Here is a 15,383-nt window from a genome sequence, read left to right as displayed (position 1 = left end):
CGGCGGCCGGGTCAGTCGTTGCGGTACTCGTACGGGTACTGGTCCTGCCCGTACTGCTGCTGGGGGTGCTGGGGCTGCTGCGCCTGCGGGTGCTGCTGCTGGGGGTGCTGCTGCTGCGGGCGCTGCTGCTGCGGGTGCTGCGCGGGCGCCTGGGGGTGCTGTGACTGGTCGTAGTACTGGTTGTCGTAGCCCTGGTTCCAGTACTGCTGGTCCTGCTGCTGCGGCTGAGGCTGCTGCGGCTGGTGGTGGGACTGCTGCGCGTGCGCCTGGGGCTGCTCGTACTGCTGGGGCTGGTACGGCCGGCCGTACTGCTGCGCCTGCTGCGACGGGTACGACGGCTGCTGCGGCTGCTGGTACTGCTGCTGAGGGTGCTGGTGGTGAGGCTGCTGGTGCTGCTGCTGCGGCTGGTGCTGGTGCTGGGGGTGCTGCTGGTACGGCGGCTGCTGGTGCTGCTGCGGCGGCTGGTGCTGCTGCTGAGGCTGCTGCTGCTCCTGGTACCGCTGGTCGTACTGCTGGTGCTCCGGCTCGACGCGCCGCAGGCGGGCCGTGGCGTCGTCCATGGCCGGGGCCTGCGGGTGGAGGTGCTCGTCGGAGTCCTCGGCGGCCGGCTCGGGGCGCTGCCGGGCGGCCTTCTTCTCCTTGCCGCGGGCCCGCAGGAACTCGATCGCGATCGGCACGACCGACACGAGGACGATCAGGATGAGGATCGCCTCGATGTTCTTGTGCACGAAGTCGATGTTGCCGAGCCAGGACCCGAGCAGGGTGACACCGGCGCCCCACAGGCAGCCGCCGATCACGTTGAAGATCAGGAACGAGCGGTACTTCATGCCGCTGACGCCGGCGATGATCGGCGTGAACGTCCGCACGACGGGCACGAAGCGGGCCAGGATCAGGGACTTCGGGCCGTACTTCTCGAAGAACTCGTGCGCCTTCGTCACGTTCTCCTGCTTGAACAGGCGCGAGTCGGGACGGTTGAACAGCGAAGGTCCGACCTTCTTGCCGAACATGTAGCCCGCCTGGTCGCCGAGGACGGCGGCGAGGCAGATCAGCGCGACCGCGGCCCACAGCGGGAAGTCGAGCTGGTGCGAGGTGATCAGCAGACCGCAGGTGAACAGCAGCGAGTCACCGGGCAGGAAGAACCCGATGAGCAGGCCGGACTCGGCGAAGACGACGAGCAGCAGACCCCATATTCCATAGGTGCTGAGCAGGTAGTTGGGATCCAGCCAGCTCGGGCCGAGGGCGAGTGTCATCACGGGTCCGGGCTCCTGAGGGGATGAGGGCGGCAACGGCGGCCACGGCGGCTGACGCGTCCGTGTGAGGCCGCACAAAGCTATCAACGTGAGGTGACCGCCCCGGGTTCCACCGGCGGCCCGAGCACGGGCCACCGGTGGAACCCGCCGCTCAGGACTCCGGGTGCCGGTCGGCGTTCGCGGTGATCGCCTCGCGCAGATGCTCGGCGAGACCCGGCCGCATGGAGTCGTAGAACGCCTTGAAGCGCTCGTCGGCCACGTACATCTCGCCCAGGGAGCGGTGCATGGCGTGCGGGCAGTCGTAGAACCACTTGCCGATGTGCAGCCGGTGCTCCTCGGCCATGTCCATGGCGGCCGGGCCGGACGCCGGCTCGCCGGCCGCCATCAGGGCGGTGTAGCGGGCGGTCCAGGCGTCCACCTCGCCCTGGAGCCGCTTCCAGTCCTCCTTGGTGTAGCGGGCCGCGCGCCGCTGCGACTCGGCGTACGTCTCCGTGCCGCCCCAGCGCCGCTCGGCCTCCTCCGCGTACTGCTCGGGGTCCTTCTCCCCGAAGACCTCGAACCGTTCCTCGGGGGTGAGCTGGATACCCATCTCGCGTGCCTCCATGGCGTGCTCCACGGCCGCGGCCATCCTCTGCAGCTTCTCGATCCGTGCGGTCAGCAGTTCGTGCCGCCTGCGCAGGTGCGCGCGCTGGTCCGCCTCCGGGTCGTCGAGCAGGACCGCGACCTCGTCGAGGGGGAAGCCGAGCTCCCGGTAGAACAGGATCCGCTGGAGCCGGTCGAGATCGGCGTCGGTGTAGCGCCGGTGGCCCGCGCGGGTGCGCTCGCCCGGCGCGAGCAGGCCGATCTCGTCGTAGTGGTGCAGGGCACGCACCGTGATGCCGGCGAACCCCGCGACCTGCCCCACGGAGTAGCTCACGCTTTCCCCTCCTTGTCGTCCGTCGTCATCCGTCCTGACGGCGTCGCCCCTGTCGTGGCGACGGGTCCACCCTGAGGCCTCACGCCACGTGAGGTGCAAGCCCGATCCCTTTCGGGATGTTGCACGCCTTGTGTCCGCTTATGGTGAGCGCGTGGCCCAGGACACCGCGCGGCAGCCGCTCGCGACCGCTCCGACGGCCCCCGCACGAGCCCTGCTGCCGCTGATCCTGCCCGCCGTCACCGTCGGGGTGGCGTCCAGCCTGATCTTCATCGGGGTGAGCGCGGCGGCCGAACGGCTCCAGCACGTGCTGTGGGGCCCTCTTCCGGACGCGCTGGGCATCGGCCGCTACTCCGTGCTCTGGATGTTCGTGATGCTGATCGCGACCGGCGTCGCCGTGGGCCTGGTGGTCTGGAAGGTCCCCGGGCACGCCGGTCCCGACCCGGCCACCATGGGGCTGAACGCGCCGGTCATGCCACCCGTCGTCCTTCCGGGGCTGGTGCTGGCCACCGGGCTGATGCTGGCCGGCGGTCCGAGCCTGGGCCCGGAGAACCCGATCATCGCCGTGAACATCGGGCTCGCGGCCTGGCTGGGCGGACGGTTACGGCCCCGGGCACCCGACAGCGTCTGGCCGGCGCTCGCCGAGGCGGGAACGATCGGCGCGCTGTTCGGCACTCCGGTGGCGGCGGCGCTGGTCATATCCGAGGCGCTGGCCGGACGGCCGGTCAAGGGACTGCTGTGGGACAACCTCTTCGCCCCGCTGACCGCCGCCACCTGCGGCGCGGTGACGACCACCCTGGTCTCGCACCCGACGTTCGACCTGGGGCTGCCGCCCTTCGGCCACCCCGGGGGCGGCGACCTGCTGGCCGCCCTCGTGATCGCCCCGGCCTCGGCGCTGCTCGGCATGTGCGCCGTCTACGCCTTCCCTTACGTCCACGCTGCCTTCCGGCGTCTGCGGCACCCGATGCTGATGCTCCCGGCGGGCGGGGCCGTCCTCGGGGCGCTGGCGGCGGCGGGCGGCCCTCTGACGCTGTTCAAGGGACTGGCCGAGGTCGGCGAGCTGGCCTCCGACCCCGACGGCTGGACGGCCGGCCAGTTCGCCGTGATGGCGGTGGTGAAGCTGGCCGCGCTGCTGGTCGCCGCCTCCTGCGGCTTCCGGGGCGGGCGCATCTTCCCGTCCGTGTTCATCGGTGCGGCTCTGGGGCTGTGCGCGCACGCGCTGGTGCCGGCGGTGCCGCCGGCCGTGGGCGTGGCCTCGGGCGTCCTGGGCATGCTCCTCGCGGTCACCCGGCAGGGCTGGGTGAGCCTGTTCACCGCCGCGGTCCTGGTGTCCTCGCCGGGTGTCCTCGCCCTGCTGTGCGTCGCCTCGCTGCCGGCGTGGCTGCTGGTGACCGGGCGGCCCCAGATGCAACTGCGCGCGGACGGGACCCCGGTCCGCTGAATCCTGAATCGCCTGAATCCGAATCGCCCGTCTGGAGGAACGTCGATGGCCCTGCACAAAGGTTCCCGGAAGAACGGTGAGCGGCCGATGTCGGTCAACCCCTTCTTCGGGGAGGCGAACCCGGTCGCCGGCATGGCCGAGGCCCCGCCCACCCACCGGCTGCCCGACACCCCGCTGGCGCCGAACACGGCGTACCAGCTGGTGCACGACGAGCTGATGCTGGACGGCAACGCCCGGCTGAACCTGGCCACCTTCGTCACCACCTGGATGGAGCCGCAGGCCGGGGTGCTGATGGCGGAGTGCGCGGACAAGAACATGATCGACAAGGACGAGTACCCGCGCACCGCCGAGCTGGAGCGGCGCTGTGTGGCGATGCTCGCGGACCTGTGGAACGCCCCCGACCCGTCGGCCGTCGTCGGCTGTTCCACCACCGGTTCGAGCGAGGCGTGCATGCTCGCGGGCATGGCCCTCAAGCGCCGCTGGTCACGGCGCAACGCCGACCGCTATCCCGGAGCGCGCCCCAACCTGGTCATGGGCATCAACGTCCAGGTCTGCTGGGAGAAGTTCTGCAACTTCTGGGAGGTGGAGGCGCGGCTGGTGCCCATGGAGGGCGAGCGGTTCCACCTCGATCCGCAGGCGGCCGTCGAGCTGTGCGACGAGAACACCATCGGTGTCGTCGGCGTCCTCGGCTCCACCTTCGACGGCTCCTACGAGCCCATCGCCGACCTGTGCGCGGCCCTGGACGCCTTCGAGGACCGCACCGGCCTCGACATCCCGGTGCACGTCGACGGCGCCTCCGGGGCGATGGTGGCGCCCTTCCTCGACGAGGACCTGGTCTGGGACTTCCGGCTGCCGAGGGTCGCCTCGATCAACACCTCCGGGCACAAGTACGGCCTGGTCTACCCGGGCGTCGGCTGGGCGCTGTGGCGGGACAAGGAGGCGCTGCCCGAGGAACTGGTCTTCCGGGTCAACTACCTGGGCGGCGACATGCCGACCTTCGCCCTGAACTTCTCCCGCCCCGGTGCCCAGGTGGCCGCGCAGTACTACACGTTCCTGCGGCTGGGCCGCGAGGGCTTCCGGGCGGTGCAGCAGTCGACGCGGGACGTGGCGATGTCCCTCGCCTCGCGGATCGAGGCGCTCGGCGACTTCCGGCTGCTCACCCGGGGCGACCAGCTGCCCGTGTTCGCCTTCACCACCGCCGGTCACGTCACGGCGTACGACGTGTTCGACGTCTCCCGGCGGATGCGCCAGGGGGGCTGGCTGCTCCCGGCGTACACCTTCCCGGCGGACCGGGAGGACCTGTCGGTGCTGCGCGTGGTCTGCCGCAACGGCTTCTCGCACGACCTGGCCGACCTCTTCGTCGAGGACCTGACCCGGCTCCTGCCCGAACTGCGCGCCCAGGCCCACCCCCACACCCGCGACAAGGAGGCGGCCACCGGGTTCCACCATTAGGGGCGGCCACGGGGTTCCACCACTACGGGGCGGTCACGGGGTCACCACTACGGGGCGGCGTGTTCCAGGGCGGCCAGTTCGTAGGCGGTCCTGCCGTCGAGGGACTCGCGGACGATGTCGGCGTGGCCGGCGTGCCGGGCGGTCTCGCCGATCAGGTGCAGGCACAGCCAGCGCAGGGAGACGTGGCCCTCCGGCGGGAACCAGGGCTGGTCCGGGACCGGGAAGGTGTCGTCCAGGCTGGGCGCGGAGCGGATGAACCTCTCCGTCTCCGCGGCGACCTCCGCCCAGTACGCGAGCTGCGCGGCGACCGTCTCGCCGTCGGTCAGCTCGAAGCACTCGTGCCAGTTCGACGCGTCGCGCCGGATCGCGGGCGGCTCCTGCCGGGCCCGCGCCAGCCAGCTCTGTTCCCCCTCGACGACGTGCTTGAGCAGGCCGCCCAGGGAGAGCTCGCCGGCGCTGGGGCGGGAGCGGGCCTGTTCCTCCGTGACCCCCAGCAGCGCTCTGCGGATGCCGCCGCGCTGTTCTTCCAGGAACGACAGCAGAGCACCCCGCTCGTCGCCCTTCTCCTCCACGCGCACGTGAGTGATCATCACCGGCCGCCTTTCCTTCGCGGGGCTGCGGTCCGCCCCGGCCCGGACGACGCTACGGGCCCTTTGGGACAGGTTCTGTCCCAAAGGGCCCGGCGGATGAGGAGGCCCTGCGCGGCGAGCTAGAAGGGGAAGGCGCTGCGGCCGTGCTGCACCGAGATCCACTTGGTCGTGGTGAACGCGTCCACGGTGGTCTCGCCGTTCAGGCGGCCGGCCCCGGAGTGCTTCACCCCGCCGAAGGGCACGAGCGGCTCGTCGTGCACGGTGCCGTCGTTGACGTGGAACATGCCGGTGTCGATCCGCCGGGCGAAGGCGACCCCGCGCTCGGTGTCGGCCGTGTGGACGGCGCCGCTGAGGCCGTACGGGGTGTCGTCGACGATCCGGACGGCCTCCTCCTCGCCCTCGAACGGGATGAGGAAGACGACGGGGCCGAAGGTCTCGCGCCGCAGCAGTGCGGAGTCCGCCGGCACGTCGGTGAGGACGCTGGGCTCGACCATGTTGCCCCTGACGGCGCCGCGCACCAGGGCCGTCGCGCCCTCGGCGAGCGCCTGCTCGACCGTGCCCGCGAGGGAGTTGGCCTGCGTGGCGTTGATGACCGGGCCGATGACGGTCTCCGGGTCGCGGGGGTCACCGACCTTGAGGGTCCTGACCTTGGCGACGAACTTCTCCGTGAACTCGGCCGCGACCGAGCGGTCCACCAGCACCCGGTTCGCGGCCATGCAGGCCTGCCCCTGGTGTACGAACCGGCTGAAGACCGCCGCGTCCACGGCGTAGTCGATGTCGGCGTCGTCCAGCACCACCAGCGCGCTGTTGCCGCCCAGTTCGAGCACCGACCGCTTGAAGTTCCGGGCGCAGACGGTGGCGACGTGCCGGCCGACCCGGTCCGAGCCGGTGAAGGAGATGACCCGGGGGACCGGGTGCTCGATGAACGCGTCGCCGATCTCCGCTATGTCGGTGACGACGACGTTGAGCAGGCCCGGGGGCAGGCCCGCCTCCTCGAAGATCTTCGCGACCAGGGTGCCGCCGGCGATCGGGGTGTCCTGGTGCGGTTTGAGGACCACGCCGTTGCCGAGGGCGAGGGCCGGGGCCACCACCTTGACCGCCAGCAGGAACGGGAAGTTGAACGGGCTGATCACCCCCACGACGCCCACCGGGACGCGGTAGACGCGGTTCTCCTTGCCGTCGACCGGTGAGGGCACGATCGTGCCCTCGGGGTGCAGCGCCAGGCGGACCGACTCGCGCAGGAACTCCTTGACGAGGTGCAGCTCGAAGGCCGCCTTCACGTGGGTGCCGCCCACCTCCGCGACGATCAGAGCGGCGATCTCCGCCTCGCGCTCCTCCACCGCGCGCAGCGCCCGCTCGAACACCCCGCGCCGGACGTAGGGGCTGGTCGCGGCCCACTGCTTCTGGGCGCGCGCGGCGCTGCGGTAGGCCTGGTCGACCTCGTCGGCCGTCGCCACGGTGATCGAGGCCAGCTTCTCGTCGCTGTACGGATCGAAGTCGATGACGTCCCAGGAACCGGTGCCCGGGCGCCACTCACCGCCGATGTACTGCTGGGCCAGATCGCTGAAACAGGACGACATGTGATCCCTCAATCGCCGGTGGAAACCAGGTCCACGCCATGATTCGATCGCGGGTCATCGTACTTGTGTTTCAGATGAGTTGAAGGAATTCGCGCAGGAGGTCCCGGCTCTCCTCGGGGCCCGGACTGTCCTGCTGGAGCTCCTTGAGCGCCTGCTCGTACTGGGTGACGTCCTCCCGCTTGTCCAGGTAGAGCGCGCTGGTCAGCTGCTCCAGGTAGACCACGTCGGACAGGTCCGACTCGGGGAAGCTGAGGATGGTGAAGGCGCCGCTCTCCCCGGAGTGCCCGCCGAAGCCGAACGGCATGATCTGCAGCCGCACGTTGGGGCGTTCGGAGATGTCGATCAGGTGCTGGAACTGGCCGCGCATGACCTCGCGGTCGCCGTACGGCCGGCGCAGGGCGGCCTCGTCCAGGACGATGTGGAACTCGGGGGCACCCTCGCCGAGCAGGTGCTTCTGCCGCTCCAGGCGCAGGGCGACCCGTCGCTCGACGTCGGCCGCGCCCGCGCCCTTCATGCCGCGCCGGACGACCGCGCGGGCGTACTCCTCGGTCTGGAGCAGGCCGTGCACGAACTGCACCTCGTAGACCCGGATCAGGGACGCCGCGCCCTCCAGGCCGACATAGGTGGGGAACCAGCTCGGCAGCACGTCGTTGTAACTGTGCCACCAGCCAGCCACGTTGGCCTCGCGGGCCAGGGAGAGGAGCGACTCGCGCTCCGCGCCGTCGGTGATCCCGTACAGCGTCAGGAGGTCCTCGACGTCTCTGGTCTTGAAGCTCACCCGGCCCAGTTCCATCCGGCTGATCTTCGACTCGGAGGCGCGGATCGCGTACCCCGCCGCCTCTCGCGTGATCCCCCGCGCCTCACGCAGTCGCCTCAGCTGCGAGCCGAGCAGCATACGCCGCACCACCGATCCGGGCTCTCCCGCGCTCACGTTCGCCAGCCTCCCCAACCGTCTTCAGGGCCCGAAGTCTGCCACTAAAACACTTCGAGCAGTACTCGCACGATTACAGAAACGGAAAGGCTTCGGCCGGTTTCCGGCGCCGGAGGTCCGGACCTCTGACACCGTCCGGTGCGAAGATGGCGGAAAAAATGGCCAAGAAGCGGTACGGGAAGCCTCAATTCGGTCGCGTGCACGTGCATCTGCCCTTGCATCTGCTCTCCCCATCCGAAACCATGGTCCCGCGCCACCGCTGCATCGCAACGACCGCGAATTCCCGGGAGTGCCTCGCATGGGAACGAATGGATCGACCATGCTCACGCCGTTACGGCAGGGCCTTCCGCCACTCGACCCCTCGGCCGTGGCCAGCGCGGCGTCCTGCGCCCTGCCCGCCCGCTACGAAGCGGTGCGCGAGGCCCGGCGCTTCACCCGGGGCACCCTCGACCAGTGGGACGTCGGCGACCGGTTCGACGACATATGCCTGGTCGTCTCCGAACTCGCCACCAACGCCCTGCGGCACGCCCTTCCGGACGGCGACACGGGCGGGAGCGAACGCCCGCCGTCCGTCCGGCTGCACCTGATGCGCTGGACCGACCGGCTGGTGTGCGCGGTGCGCGACCCCAGTCACGAGACCCCGGTGCCACGCGACTCGGACGACTTCTCCGCCGAGTCGGGGCGCGGCCTGTTCCTGGTCGACTCCTTCGCCGACAGCTGGGGCTGGCACCCGCTCGCCGGCACGCTCAGCGGCAAGGTGGTCTGGGCACTGTTCCGGCTCCACCCCGCGCACTGACGCATCCCGGCACCGGATCACGCGCCGTGTCTACGCGCGTACACGCGGGCCCGCGCGCGCCCGACATCGTTGCCATCGGCCGCGGCGCGGGTGGCCGGAGGTCAGCCGGCGATCAGATGGTCGAACTCGCCGTCCTTGACGCCGAGGAGCATCGCCTCGATCTCCGCGCGCGTGTAGACGAGCGCGGGACCGTCGGGAAACCGTGAGTTGCGCACGGCCACCTCGCCACCGGGCAGCCGCGCGAACTCCACGCACGAGCCTTGCGAGTTGCTGTGCCGGCTCTTCTGCCAGGCCACTCCGTCAAGCTGCGTCGCAGCCATGCCGTTGTACACCTCGTACCCCCCGTAACCGTTGTCGACGTCGCGGTCCACAGGTCGCTCCCCGGTGGTGCGCTGGCTGATGTGGCCGGTGTGGCCATGGATGCTGCGGTCAACTGACCCGGATCATAACCTTGTTCATGTGCAGCTGCATGAGCATATGCACGTGCACGGGGGGTGTTGCCGCGATTACAGCTTTGACGACCGCTTTACCGGCCGCTCCCCCGATCGCCATGCAGAGTGCCGCGCCGATCGCCTCGCCGGAAGTCTCGCCGACAGCCCTGGCGGATTCCGGACCGGAGTCGTTGCAGCGTTTGCCCCGGAACGGGCCACGTACGCTCCGTTCCGGCCGCCGCCTCTGATCCCGCTCCTGATCCGCCCATGATCATCCGTGCTGCCGTCCGCGCCGGATCCTCCGGGTCGGATTTCCCGTGCACCGGATACAGACGCGTTCCGCGCCCTTCCTGTTCCAGGCGGCACCCGCGCTCCCTCACGGGCCCCACCGGGCCCCGCCGCCCCGCGGCGACGGTCGCGGCGGAACCCCGTACCGCTCCCGCGACGGCTCGCGCCCGGTTCCCGGCCGCGTCCGGAATTCCCTGTGTAACGGCTGGTAACTTGCTGCGGACCCTCCGGCCGCAAGGACGGTCGCCCGGCAGGGCGGCGGACCCCGGCCGGGCGACCGCTACAGCTTGGGAGTTGACGTGACGACGGCGACTGCGAAAGCGCGGACCGCTGTGCCGGCCGCCGCACTGGTGGGGGCGCTCGCGCTGACCGGGTGCGGCGGGGGAAGCGGCTCCGGGGACGGCTCCTCGTCCGGTACGAGCGCGTCCCCCACGTCCAGTGCGTCCGGCGCGGACTCCGGCGGCGCGACCGGTGGCGTGGCGGGCGCCTCCGACAAGCTCCAGGGCAGCTGGATCACCACCAGCGGGGGCAAGGTCGTCGCCCTGGTGATCACCGGGAAGCAGGCCGGGCTCTTCGCCACCGGCGGGACCATGTGCAGCGGCACCGCCGGCGAGGAGTCGGGCATGCGGATGATCCGCCTGAGCTGCGCGGACGGCAGCAAGGACCGGGGCACCGGAATGGTCGACTCGGTGGACGCGAGCGGTCTGAAGGTGACCTGGTCGGGCAAGGCCGGTCAGGAGTCGTACACCAAGGCCGAAGGCGGCAAGCTGCCCTCGGGGCTGCCGACAGACCTGAACCGGTGAATCAGGAGGGGTGCGTGCGCGCACCCCGGACGCAGGCGCCATGATGCGAGGAGACCGTCACGACCTCGATGGGGACCAGTTCATGCGCGCCATTCCGCTCACCGTCACCGTACTCGCCGCCGCCCTCGCCCTGACCGCCTGCGACGCCGGAGGCGGCGGTGGGGGCGGCAAGTCCGGTGCCGGCTCCGCCTGCTCGGTCGACTCGGTCTCCCTGGAGGTCGGCTCGGCCAGCGTGGCTCCCTCGGCCGGGGACAGCGGGGAGGTGCCCGTCAGCATCACCAACCAGAGCGCGCCCTGCACCCTTGACCACTTCCCCAAGGTCACCCTCGGCCGGGAGGGCCGCACCGCCGAGCTGGGCGTCCAGCAGGGCGCGCAGGCCCAGAAGCTGAAGCTCGCCAAGGGCGACTCGGCCACGTTCACCATCGCCTACGTGCGGGGCAAGGACGGGGACGCCAAGGCGCTGGACGCGACCTCCATGAGCATCACCCTGCCGGGCGGCGGCGGGTCCAAGAGCTTCCCCTGGAAGTACGGCCCCGTCGCCGGCAAGGGCGCCGGGAACGAGGTGGACGCCACGGTCAGCGCGTTCCAGCAGGCCGGGGACTGACGGCGGGCACGGCGACCGCGGCCGGGCTGGGCCGGGTCAGATTGGGTTGGGTCGGGTCGGGTCGCGGGCGGGTAGCCGGCCGCGGTCTCGGCCCCGGCCGCGTCTCGGCCCCAGTGGGGGTCGCGGCCCCGGTGGCGGTCGCAGTCCCAGTGGCGGACCGGTCGCGGCCCCGGTCGTGTGACGGGCCACGGCGGCGGCGCGTGGCCCCGGGTGGTCACGGCAGCCGGGGGCGGGCCCTGACCTGCGCCTCGTCCGCGGCCCGGGCTCCCTCCGTCCAGCCCGCCGCGTCGCTCACCCCGCGCAGCCGGCTGGTGGTGGTGTCCGGGAACATCCGCTCCATGTGGTCGGTGACGGCTATCGCGCGCGTGGCCAGCACCGGCAGCAGATCCTCGGTGACCTGGGTCTCGGCGGCGGCCGCGAGCCGGTCGCCGACACGGTGGGCGTACGCCGCCAGGAACGACTGCCTGAAGGTCTTGGTCCGCTTGCGGCCGCCGGCCCGCTGCGCGGCCTCGGCCCTGGTCATCGCGTGCGTGGCCTGCACCAGCAGCGAGGTGTGGAGCAGTTCGACCGCCTCCAGGTCCGCCTCGAAGCCGACGACCGTGGAGAAGGCGAACGGTTCGTTCCACACCGCGCGGCAGTGATTGGCGCGGGCGACCGCGTCCAGCAGCACGGCCTTGGCCTGCTCGTACGGCGGCTCGACGCCGATCCGGCAGGCCCCGGGGGCGTCGGGCGCGGGCGCGGCCGCCGCGAGCACGGCCTCGTCCACGCTGTGGCGGGCCATCAGCTCCTGCGCCTTGGCGGTCAGCGCCTCCGCCTCCTCCGGGTAACCGGTGGCCTCGGCCTTGGCGAGGAGCGCGCGGATACGGGCGAGCATCCGGGAGGCGGCGCCGCCCGCGTCGCGGCGGGCGGCCCCCCTGCCGTTCGCGTGCGGGCGGGCGGCGTCCTCCAGCGGCTCCAGGGACGGCAGGCGCAGCAGCAGGCGGTACAGCTCCAGGACGGCGGTGGCGTGCGAGAACCGGTCGCCTCCGCGCGCGGGTTCCGCCGCCTCCCCGGCCAGGACGTCGAGCTGCGCGGCCCAGCGGTGCCCCCGGGGACGGTCCCGGCCCGCCTGCGCGCGGATCAGGCCGGCGACGAGCCGCGCGTGCGCCTCCTCCAGCTCACGCCGCACCAGCCGTACGACATCGGCCGGCTGCCAGCCGCGCTGCCAGGCCGTCGCGACGAACTCCTCCCCGCGCCGGGCGAGTTCGGCGTCCGCGGCAGGGTCGGCGGCGAGAAGGGACGCGCCGGTGTCGAGTCCGGAGTCGGTGTCGTCGTAGAGAGCGGCCCGGAAAGCGCGCTCGACGGTGCTGGCGGTACTGGTCACACCGTCGATCGTGCCATGCGGCGCCGACAGTCCGGCATCTTCGTCCACAGGCTGTGGACAAAACCGCTCCGTACGAGCCCGGGCGCCCGCGTCACCCGGCTCAACGCGTCGGCGGGCGGAGCGCAACGGCCGCGCGGGGCGCATGCCGGAGGGCCGCTCGGGGTGCGCGCCGGACGGCCGCTCGGGGTGCGCGCCTCACGGGCGAGCGGGTGCGCGCCGGACGGATGGACGGGTGCGCGCCGGGCGGATCGCGGCGGACGGAACCAACTGTCAACCGACGGTTGACGATACGAGGATGTCAACCTACGGTTGACACATGGCATCCCATGCGAACACCCCGGTATCCGTGCGTCTGGACGACCTCATCGACGCCATCAAGAAGGTCCACCCCGAGCCGCTCGACCAGCTCCAGGACGCGGTCATCGCCGCCGATCACCTCGGTGACGTGGCGGACCACCTGATCGGCCACTTCGTCGACCAGGCCCGCCGGTCGGGCGCGTCCTGGACCGAGATCGGCAAGAGCATGGGCGTGACCCGGCAGGCGGCGCAGAAGCGGTTCGTGCCGAAGGAGTCGGCCGACCTCGACCTCAGCCAGGGCTTCAGCCGCTACACCGACCGCGCGCGGAACGTGGTCATGTCCGCGCACAGCGAGGCCGTGAAGGCCCGCCACGCCGAGGGGCGCCCCGAGCACCTGGCCCTCGGACTGCTGGCGGAACCCGAGGGTCTCGCCGCGAAGGCGATCGCCGCCCAGGGCGTGCGGCTGGACGACGTGCGCCGGGCCGCGGCCGACGCCCTCCCGCCGGCCGCCGAGAAGGCGCCCGACCTCGTCCCCTACGGCCCGGAGGCCAAGAAGGTCCTCGAACTGACCTTCCGCGAGGCGCTCCGGCTCGGCCACAACTACATCGGCACCGAGCACATCCTGCTCGCTCTCCTGGAGCACGAGAACGGCGAAGGCGTCCTCAGCGGCCTCGGCATCACCAAGACCGGGACCGAGGAGTACGTCGAGCGCGTGCTGGCGATGCTCATGAACCAGAAGCAGGCGGCTTCGGCGGCGGCCTCCGCGGCGACGGAACAGGCCCGCACCGACGGCACGCAGGACTGAGACCGGCGGCGGGGCGGCGCACCGGGGCCCGGAGCCCCGGCGCGGCGCCCCGCCGTAAAGCCGCAGGTGGGGCCCATTGTCAGAGGCGCCTGCGAGACTCGCACTCATGGCCGACCGGTGGGCGCTCGCTCCGGCCGAGGACGGTGGCGTGGACGTCGCCCCCCTCGGTCCGGACGGGCTGCCCGCCGGTCCGGTGAGGCGCGAGAGCGATCTCGCCGGGGCGGTGCGGAGCCGCCCGGAGGTGACGCGCTGGGTGTGGCGGTCGACCGCCGAGGTCTACCCGCGACTGCTCGCCACGGGGGTGCGAGTGGAGCGGTGCTACGACATCGAGGACGCCGAGACACTTCTGCTGGGCCACGAAGGACGGTACGGCGAGCCGCGCTCGGCCGCCGCCGCCCTGGCCCGCCTCCGGGGCGGCCCCGTACCGCCCGACCCGCCGCAGCGCTCGGCCGAACCGGGCGCCCAGTCCCCGCTGTTCGAACCGGCCGGGGGCGCCTCCCTCCCCCTCACCGACCTCCTCGCGGTCTACGCGGACCAGCTGCGGCGGCACGACAGGACCGCCCACCCCGACCGCATGCGGCTGCTGACCGCCGCCGAGTCGGCGGGGATGCTGGTGGCCGCCGAGATGAACCGCTCGGGCCTGCCCTGGAGCGCCGGGATCCACCGCACACTGCTGCGCGACCTGCTCGGCGAGCGCTACGCGGGCGGAGGCGAACCACGCCGTCTCGTCGAACTGGCCCAGGAGGTGTCCGCGGCGTTCGGCCGGCGCGTCCGGCCCGATCTGCCCGCCGACGTCGTCAAGGCGTTCGCGCAGGCCGGGATCAAGGTCACCTCCACGCGCCGCTGGGAGATCCAGTCCCTCGACCATCCGGCGGTCGAACCGCTGCTGGAGTACAAGAAGCTGTACCGCATCTGGGTGGCACACGGGTGGTCCTGGCTGCAGGACTGGGTGCGGGACGGCCGCTTCCGGCCCGAGTTCCACGCCGGCGGCACGGTCACCGGCCGCTGGGTGACCAACGGCGGGGGCGCGCTGCAGATCCCCAAGGTGATCCGGCGGGCCGTGGTCGCCGACCCCGGCTGGCGGCTCGTCGTGGCCGACGCCGACCAGATGGAACCCCGTGTGCTGGCGGCGGTCTCCCGCGACCCCGGTCTGATGGAGGTGGCCGGCCGGGAGAGCGACCTCTACCAGTCCGTCTCCGACCGGGCCTTCTCCGGCGACCGCGAACAGGCCAAGCTCGCCGTGCTCGGCGCGGTCTACGGCCAGACCTCCGGTGACGGCCTGAAGAACCTCGCCGCGCTCCGCCGCCGCTTCCCCGACGCGGTGGCCTACGTCGACGACGCCGCCCGCGCCGGCGAGGAGGGCCGGCTGGTGCGCACCTGGCTGGGCCGCACCTGCCCGCCGGCCGTCGGGTCGGGCGAGGACGCCACCGAGGAGGCGGGCATCCCCATCGGCGACGACGGCCCCGCCGCCCAGGAGGGCCGTCAGGGGTGGGTGCCGGGGTACGCCTCCTCCGACTCCCGCGCCCGGGGCCGCTTCGCCCGCAACTTCGTCGTCCAGGGCAGCGCCGCGGACTGGGCCCTGCTGCTGCTCGCCGCGCTGCGGCAGGCCTGCGCCGGCCTCGCCGCCGAGCTGGTCTTCTTCCAGCACGACGAGGTGATCGTGCACTGCCCCGCCGAGGAGGCCGACACCGTCGTACAGGCCATCCGGGAAGCCGCCGGCCTCGCCGGCCGGCTGACCTTCGGCGAGACGCCGGTGCGGTTCCCGTTCACGACCGCGGTGGTGGAGTGCTATGCCGACGCCAAGTAGGCGGCGGGACGCCGCGCAGGCGCCGAGCCGGC

14 protein-coding genes are annotated in these 15,383 nt (G+C 72.1%); 7 read left to right on the top strand and 7 right to left on the bottom strand.

Going from position 1 to position 15,383, the window contains the following annotated elements; genetic code table 11:
* Positions 1-11 precede the first annotated feature (11 nt).
* Entirely contained in the window at positions 12-1,250 is a 1,239-nt protein-coding gene (locus ACIPRD_RS30610; RefSeq protein ID WP_401567818.1) for a DedA family protein, read from the bottom strand.
* Positions 1,251-1,401: 151 nt separating this feature from the next.
* Positions 1,402-2,166, bottom strand: coding sequence for a MerR family transcriptional regulator (locus tag ACIPRD_RS30605; protein WP_356407697.1), 765 nt, complete (start codon positions 2,164-2,166; stop codon positions 1,402-1,404).
* A gap of 151 nt (positions 2,167-2,317) precedes the next feature.
* Between ACIPRD_RS30605 and ACIPRD_RS30600 the strand changes: the two genes are divergently transcribed.
* Both ACIPRD_RS30600 and ACIPRD_RS30595 read left to right on the top strand, forming a co-directional pair.
* Positions 2,318-3,604 (top strand): ion channel protein, encoded by a 1,287-nt coding sequence (locus tag ACIPRD_RS30600; RefSeq protein ID WP_401567728.1) that lies wholly within the window; start codon positions 2,318-2,320, stop codon positions 3,602-3,604.
* Between the two features lie 45 nt (positions 3,605-3,649).
* Entirely contained in the window at positions 3,650-5,056 is a 1,407-nt protein-coding gene (locus ACIPRD_RS30595) for a glutamate decarboxylase (protein WP_356407692.1), read from the top strand.
* 47 nt (positions 5,057-5,103) lie between these two features.
* Here the strand turns inward: ACIPRD_RS30595 and ACIPRD_RS30590 are convergent, their stop codons facing one another.
* From ACIPRD_RS30590 to ACIPRD_RS30580, 3 genes are all read right to left on the bottom strand, one after another.
* Entirely contained in the window at positions 5,104-5,646 is a 543-nt protein-coding gene (locus ACIPRD_RS30590) for a DinB family protein (RefSeq protein ID WP_356407878.1), read from the bottom strand.
* A 119-nt stretch (positions 5,647-5,765) separates the two neighbouring features.
* Positions 5,766-7,226, bottom strand: a complete 1,461-nt coding sequence (locus ACIPRD_RS30585) for an aldehyde dehydrogenase family protein (RefSeq protein ID WP_401567724.1) — start codon at positions 7,224-7,226, stop codon at positions 5,766-5,768.
* 70 nt (positions 7,227-7,296) lie between these two features.
* Positions 7,297-8,121: a helix-turn-helix transcriptional regulator gene (locus ACIPRD_RS30580; RefSeq protein WP_356407875.1), complete on the bottom strand. Its 825-nt coding sequence runs from the start codon at positions 8,119-8,121 to the stop codon at positions 7,297-7,299.
* 355 nt (positions 8,122-8,476) lie between these two features.
* Between ACIPRD_RS30580 and ACIPRD_RS30575 the strand changes: the two genes are divergently transcribed.
* Positions 8,477-8,953 carry an ATP-binding protein gene (locus tag ACIPRD_RS30575; protein WP_356407686.1) on the top strand — a complete coding sequence of 159 codons (477 nt, stop codon included), beginning with the start codon at positions 8,477-8,479 and terminating at the stop codon, positions 8,951-8,953.
* Between the two features lie 101 nt (positions 8,954-9,054).
* Here ACIPRD_RS30575 and ACIPRD_RS30570 read toward each other — a convergent pair whose 3' ends face one another.
* Positions 9,055-9,273, bottom strand: coding sequence for a DUF397 domain-containing protein (locus ACIPRD_RS30570; protein WP_229887338.1), 219 nt, complete (start codon positions 9,271-9,273; stop codon positions 9,055-9,057).
* 698 nt (positions 9,274-9,971) lie between these two features.
* On the opposite strand from ACIPRD_RS30570, the gene ACIPRD_RS30565 reads away from it, so the two are divergent.
* Together ACIPRD_RS30565 and ACIPRD_RS30560 are read left to right on the top strand one after the other, a co-directional pair.
* Positions 9,972-10,475, top strand: a complete 504-nt coding sequence (locus tag ACIPRD_RS30565; protein ID WP_356407683.1) for a hypothetical protein — start codon at positions 9,972-9,974, stop codon at positions 10,473-10,475.
* A gap of 82 nt (positions 10,476-10,557) precedes the next feature.
* Entirely contained in the window at positions 10,558-11,079 is a 522-nt protein-coding gene (locus ACIPRD_RS30560) for a DUF4232 domain-containing protein (RefSeq protein WP_401567721.1), read from the top strand.
* Positions 11,080-11,293: 214 nt separating this feature from the next.
* On the opposite strand, the gene ACIPRD_RS30555 is transcribed toward ACIPRD_RS30560, so the two are convergent.
* Positions 11,294-12,442 carry a DUF2786 domain-containing protein gene (locus tag ACIPRD_RS30555; RefSeq protein WP_401567719.1) on the bottom strand — a complete coding sequence of 383 codons (1,149 nt, stop codon included), beginning with the start codon at positions 12,440-12,442 and terminating at the stop codon, positions 11,294-11,296.
* A gap of 316 nt (positions 12,443-12,758) precedes the next feature.
* Between ACIPRD_RS30555 and ACIPRD_RS30550 the strand changes: the two genes are divergently transcribed.
* Together ACIPRD_RS30550 and ACIPRD_RS30545 are read left to right on the top strand one after the other, a co-directional pair.
* Positions 12,759-13,544: a Clp protease N-terminal domain-containing protein gene (locus ACIPRD_RS30550; RefSeq protein WP_401567717.1), complete on the top strand. Its 786-nt coding sequence runs from the start codon at positions 12,759-12,761 to the stop codon at positions 13,542-13,544.
* Between the two features lie 106 nt (positions 13,545-13,650).
* Entirely contained in the window at positions 13,651-15,351 is a 1,701-nt protein-coding gene (locus ACIPRD_RS30545; RefSeq protein ID WP_401567714.1) for a bifunctional 3'-5' exonuclease/DNA polymerase, read from the top strand.
* The last annotated feature ends 32 nt before the right edge of the window (positions 15,352-15,383 follow it).

The organism is Streptomyces sp. NPDC090108, assembly GCF_044747185.1.
Lineage (GTDB): Bacteria > Actinomycetota > Actinomycetes > Streptomycetales > Streptomycetaceae > Streptomyces.
The sequence above is the reverse complement of the archived record's forward strand: the minus strand, read 5'-3'. Positions and strand labels throughout refer to the sequence as shown.

What these genes read in the sequence shown, in the direction of transcription:
- ACIPRD_RS30595 (WP_356407692.1), top strand. Translation starts at nt 3,650, where the DNA reads ATGGCCCTGCACAAAGGTTCCCGGAAGAACGGTGAGCGGCCGATGTCG.
- ACIPRD_RS30570 (WP_229887338.1), bottom strand. Translation starts at nt 9,273, where the DNA reads ATGGCTGCGACGCAGCTTGACGGAGTGGCCTGGCAGAAGAGCCGGCAC.
- ACIPRD_RS30560 (WP_401567721.1), top strand. Translation starts at nt 10,558, where the DNA reads ATGCGCGCCATTCCGCTCACCGTCACCGTACTCGCCGCCGCCCTCGCC.
- ACIPRD_RS30610 (WP_401567818.1), bottom strand. Translation starts at nt 1,250, where the DNA reads ATGACACTCGCCCTCGGCCCGAGCTGGCTGGATCCCAACTACCTGCTC.
- ACIPRD_RS30550 (WP_401567717.1), top strand. Translation starts at nt 12,759, where the DNA reads ATGGCATCCCATGCGAACACCCCGGTATCCGTGCGTCTGGACGACCTC.
- ACIPRD_RS30575 (WP_356407686.1), top strand. Translation starts at nt 8,477, where the DNA reads ATGCTCACGCCGTTACGGCAGGGCCTTCCGCCACTCGACCCCTCGGCC.
- ACIPRD_RS30585 (WP_401567724.1), bottom strand. Translation starts at nt 7,226, where the DNA reads ATGTCGTCCTGTTTCAGCGATCTGGCCCAGCAGTACATCGGCGGTGAG.
- ACIPRD_RS30590 (WP_356407878.1), bottom strand. Translation starts at nt 5,646, where the DNA reads ATGATCACTCACGTGCGCGTGGAGGAGAAGGGCGACGAGCGGGGTGCT.
- ACIPRD_RS30545 (WP_401567714.1), top strand. Translation starts at nt 13,651, where the DNA reads ATGGCCGACCGGTGGGCGCTCGCTCCGGCCGAGGACGGTGGCGTGGAC.
- ACIPRD_RS30580 (WP_356407875.1), bottom strand. Translation starts at nt 8,121, where the DNA reads ATGCTGCTCGGCTCGCAGCTGAGGCGACTGCGTGAGGCGCGGGGGATC.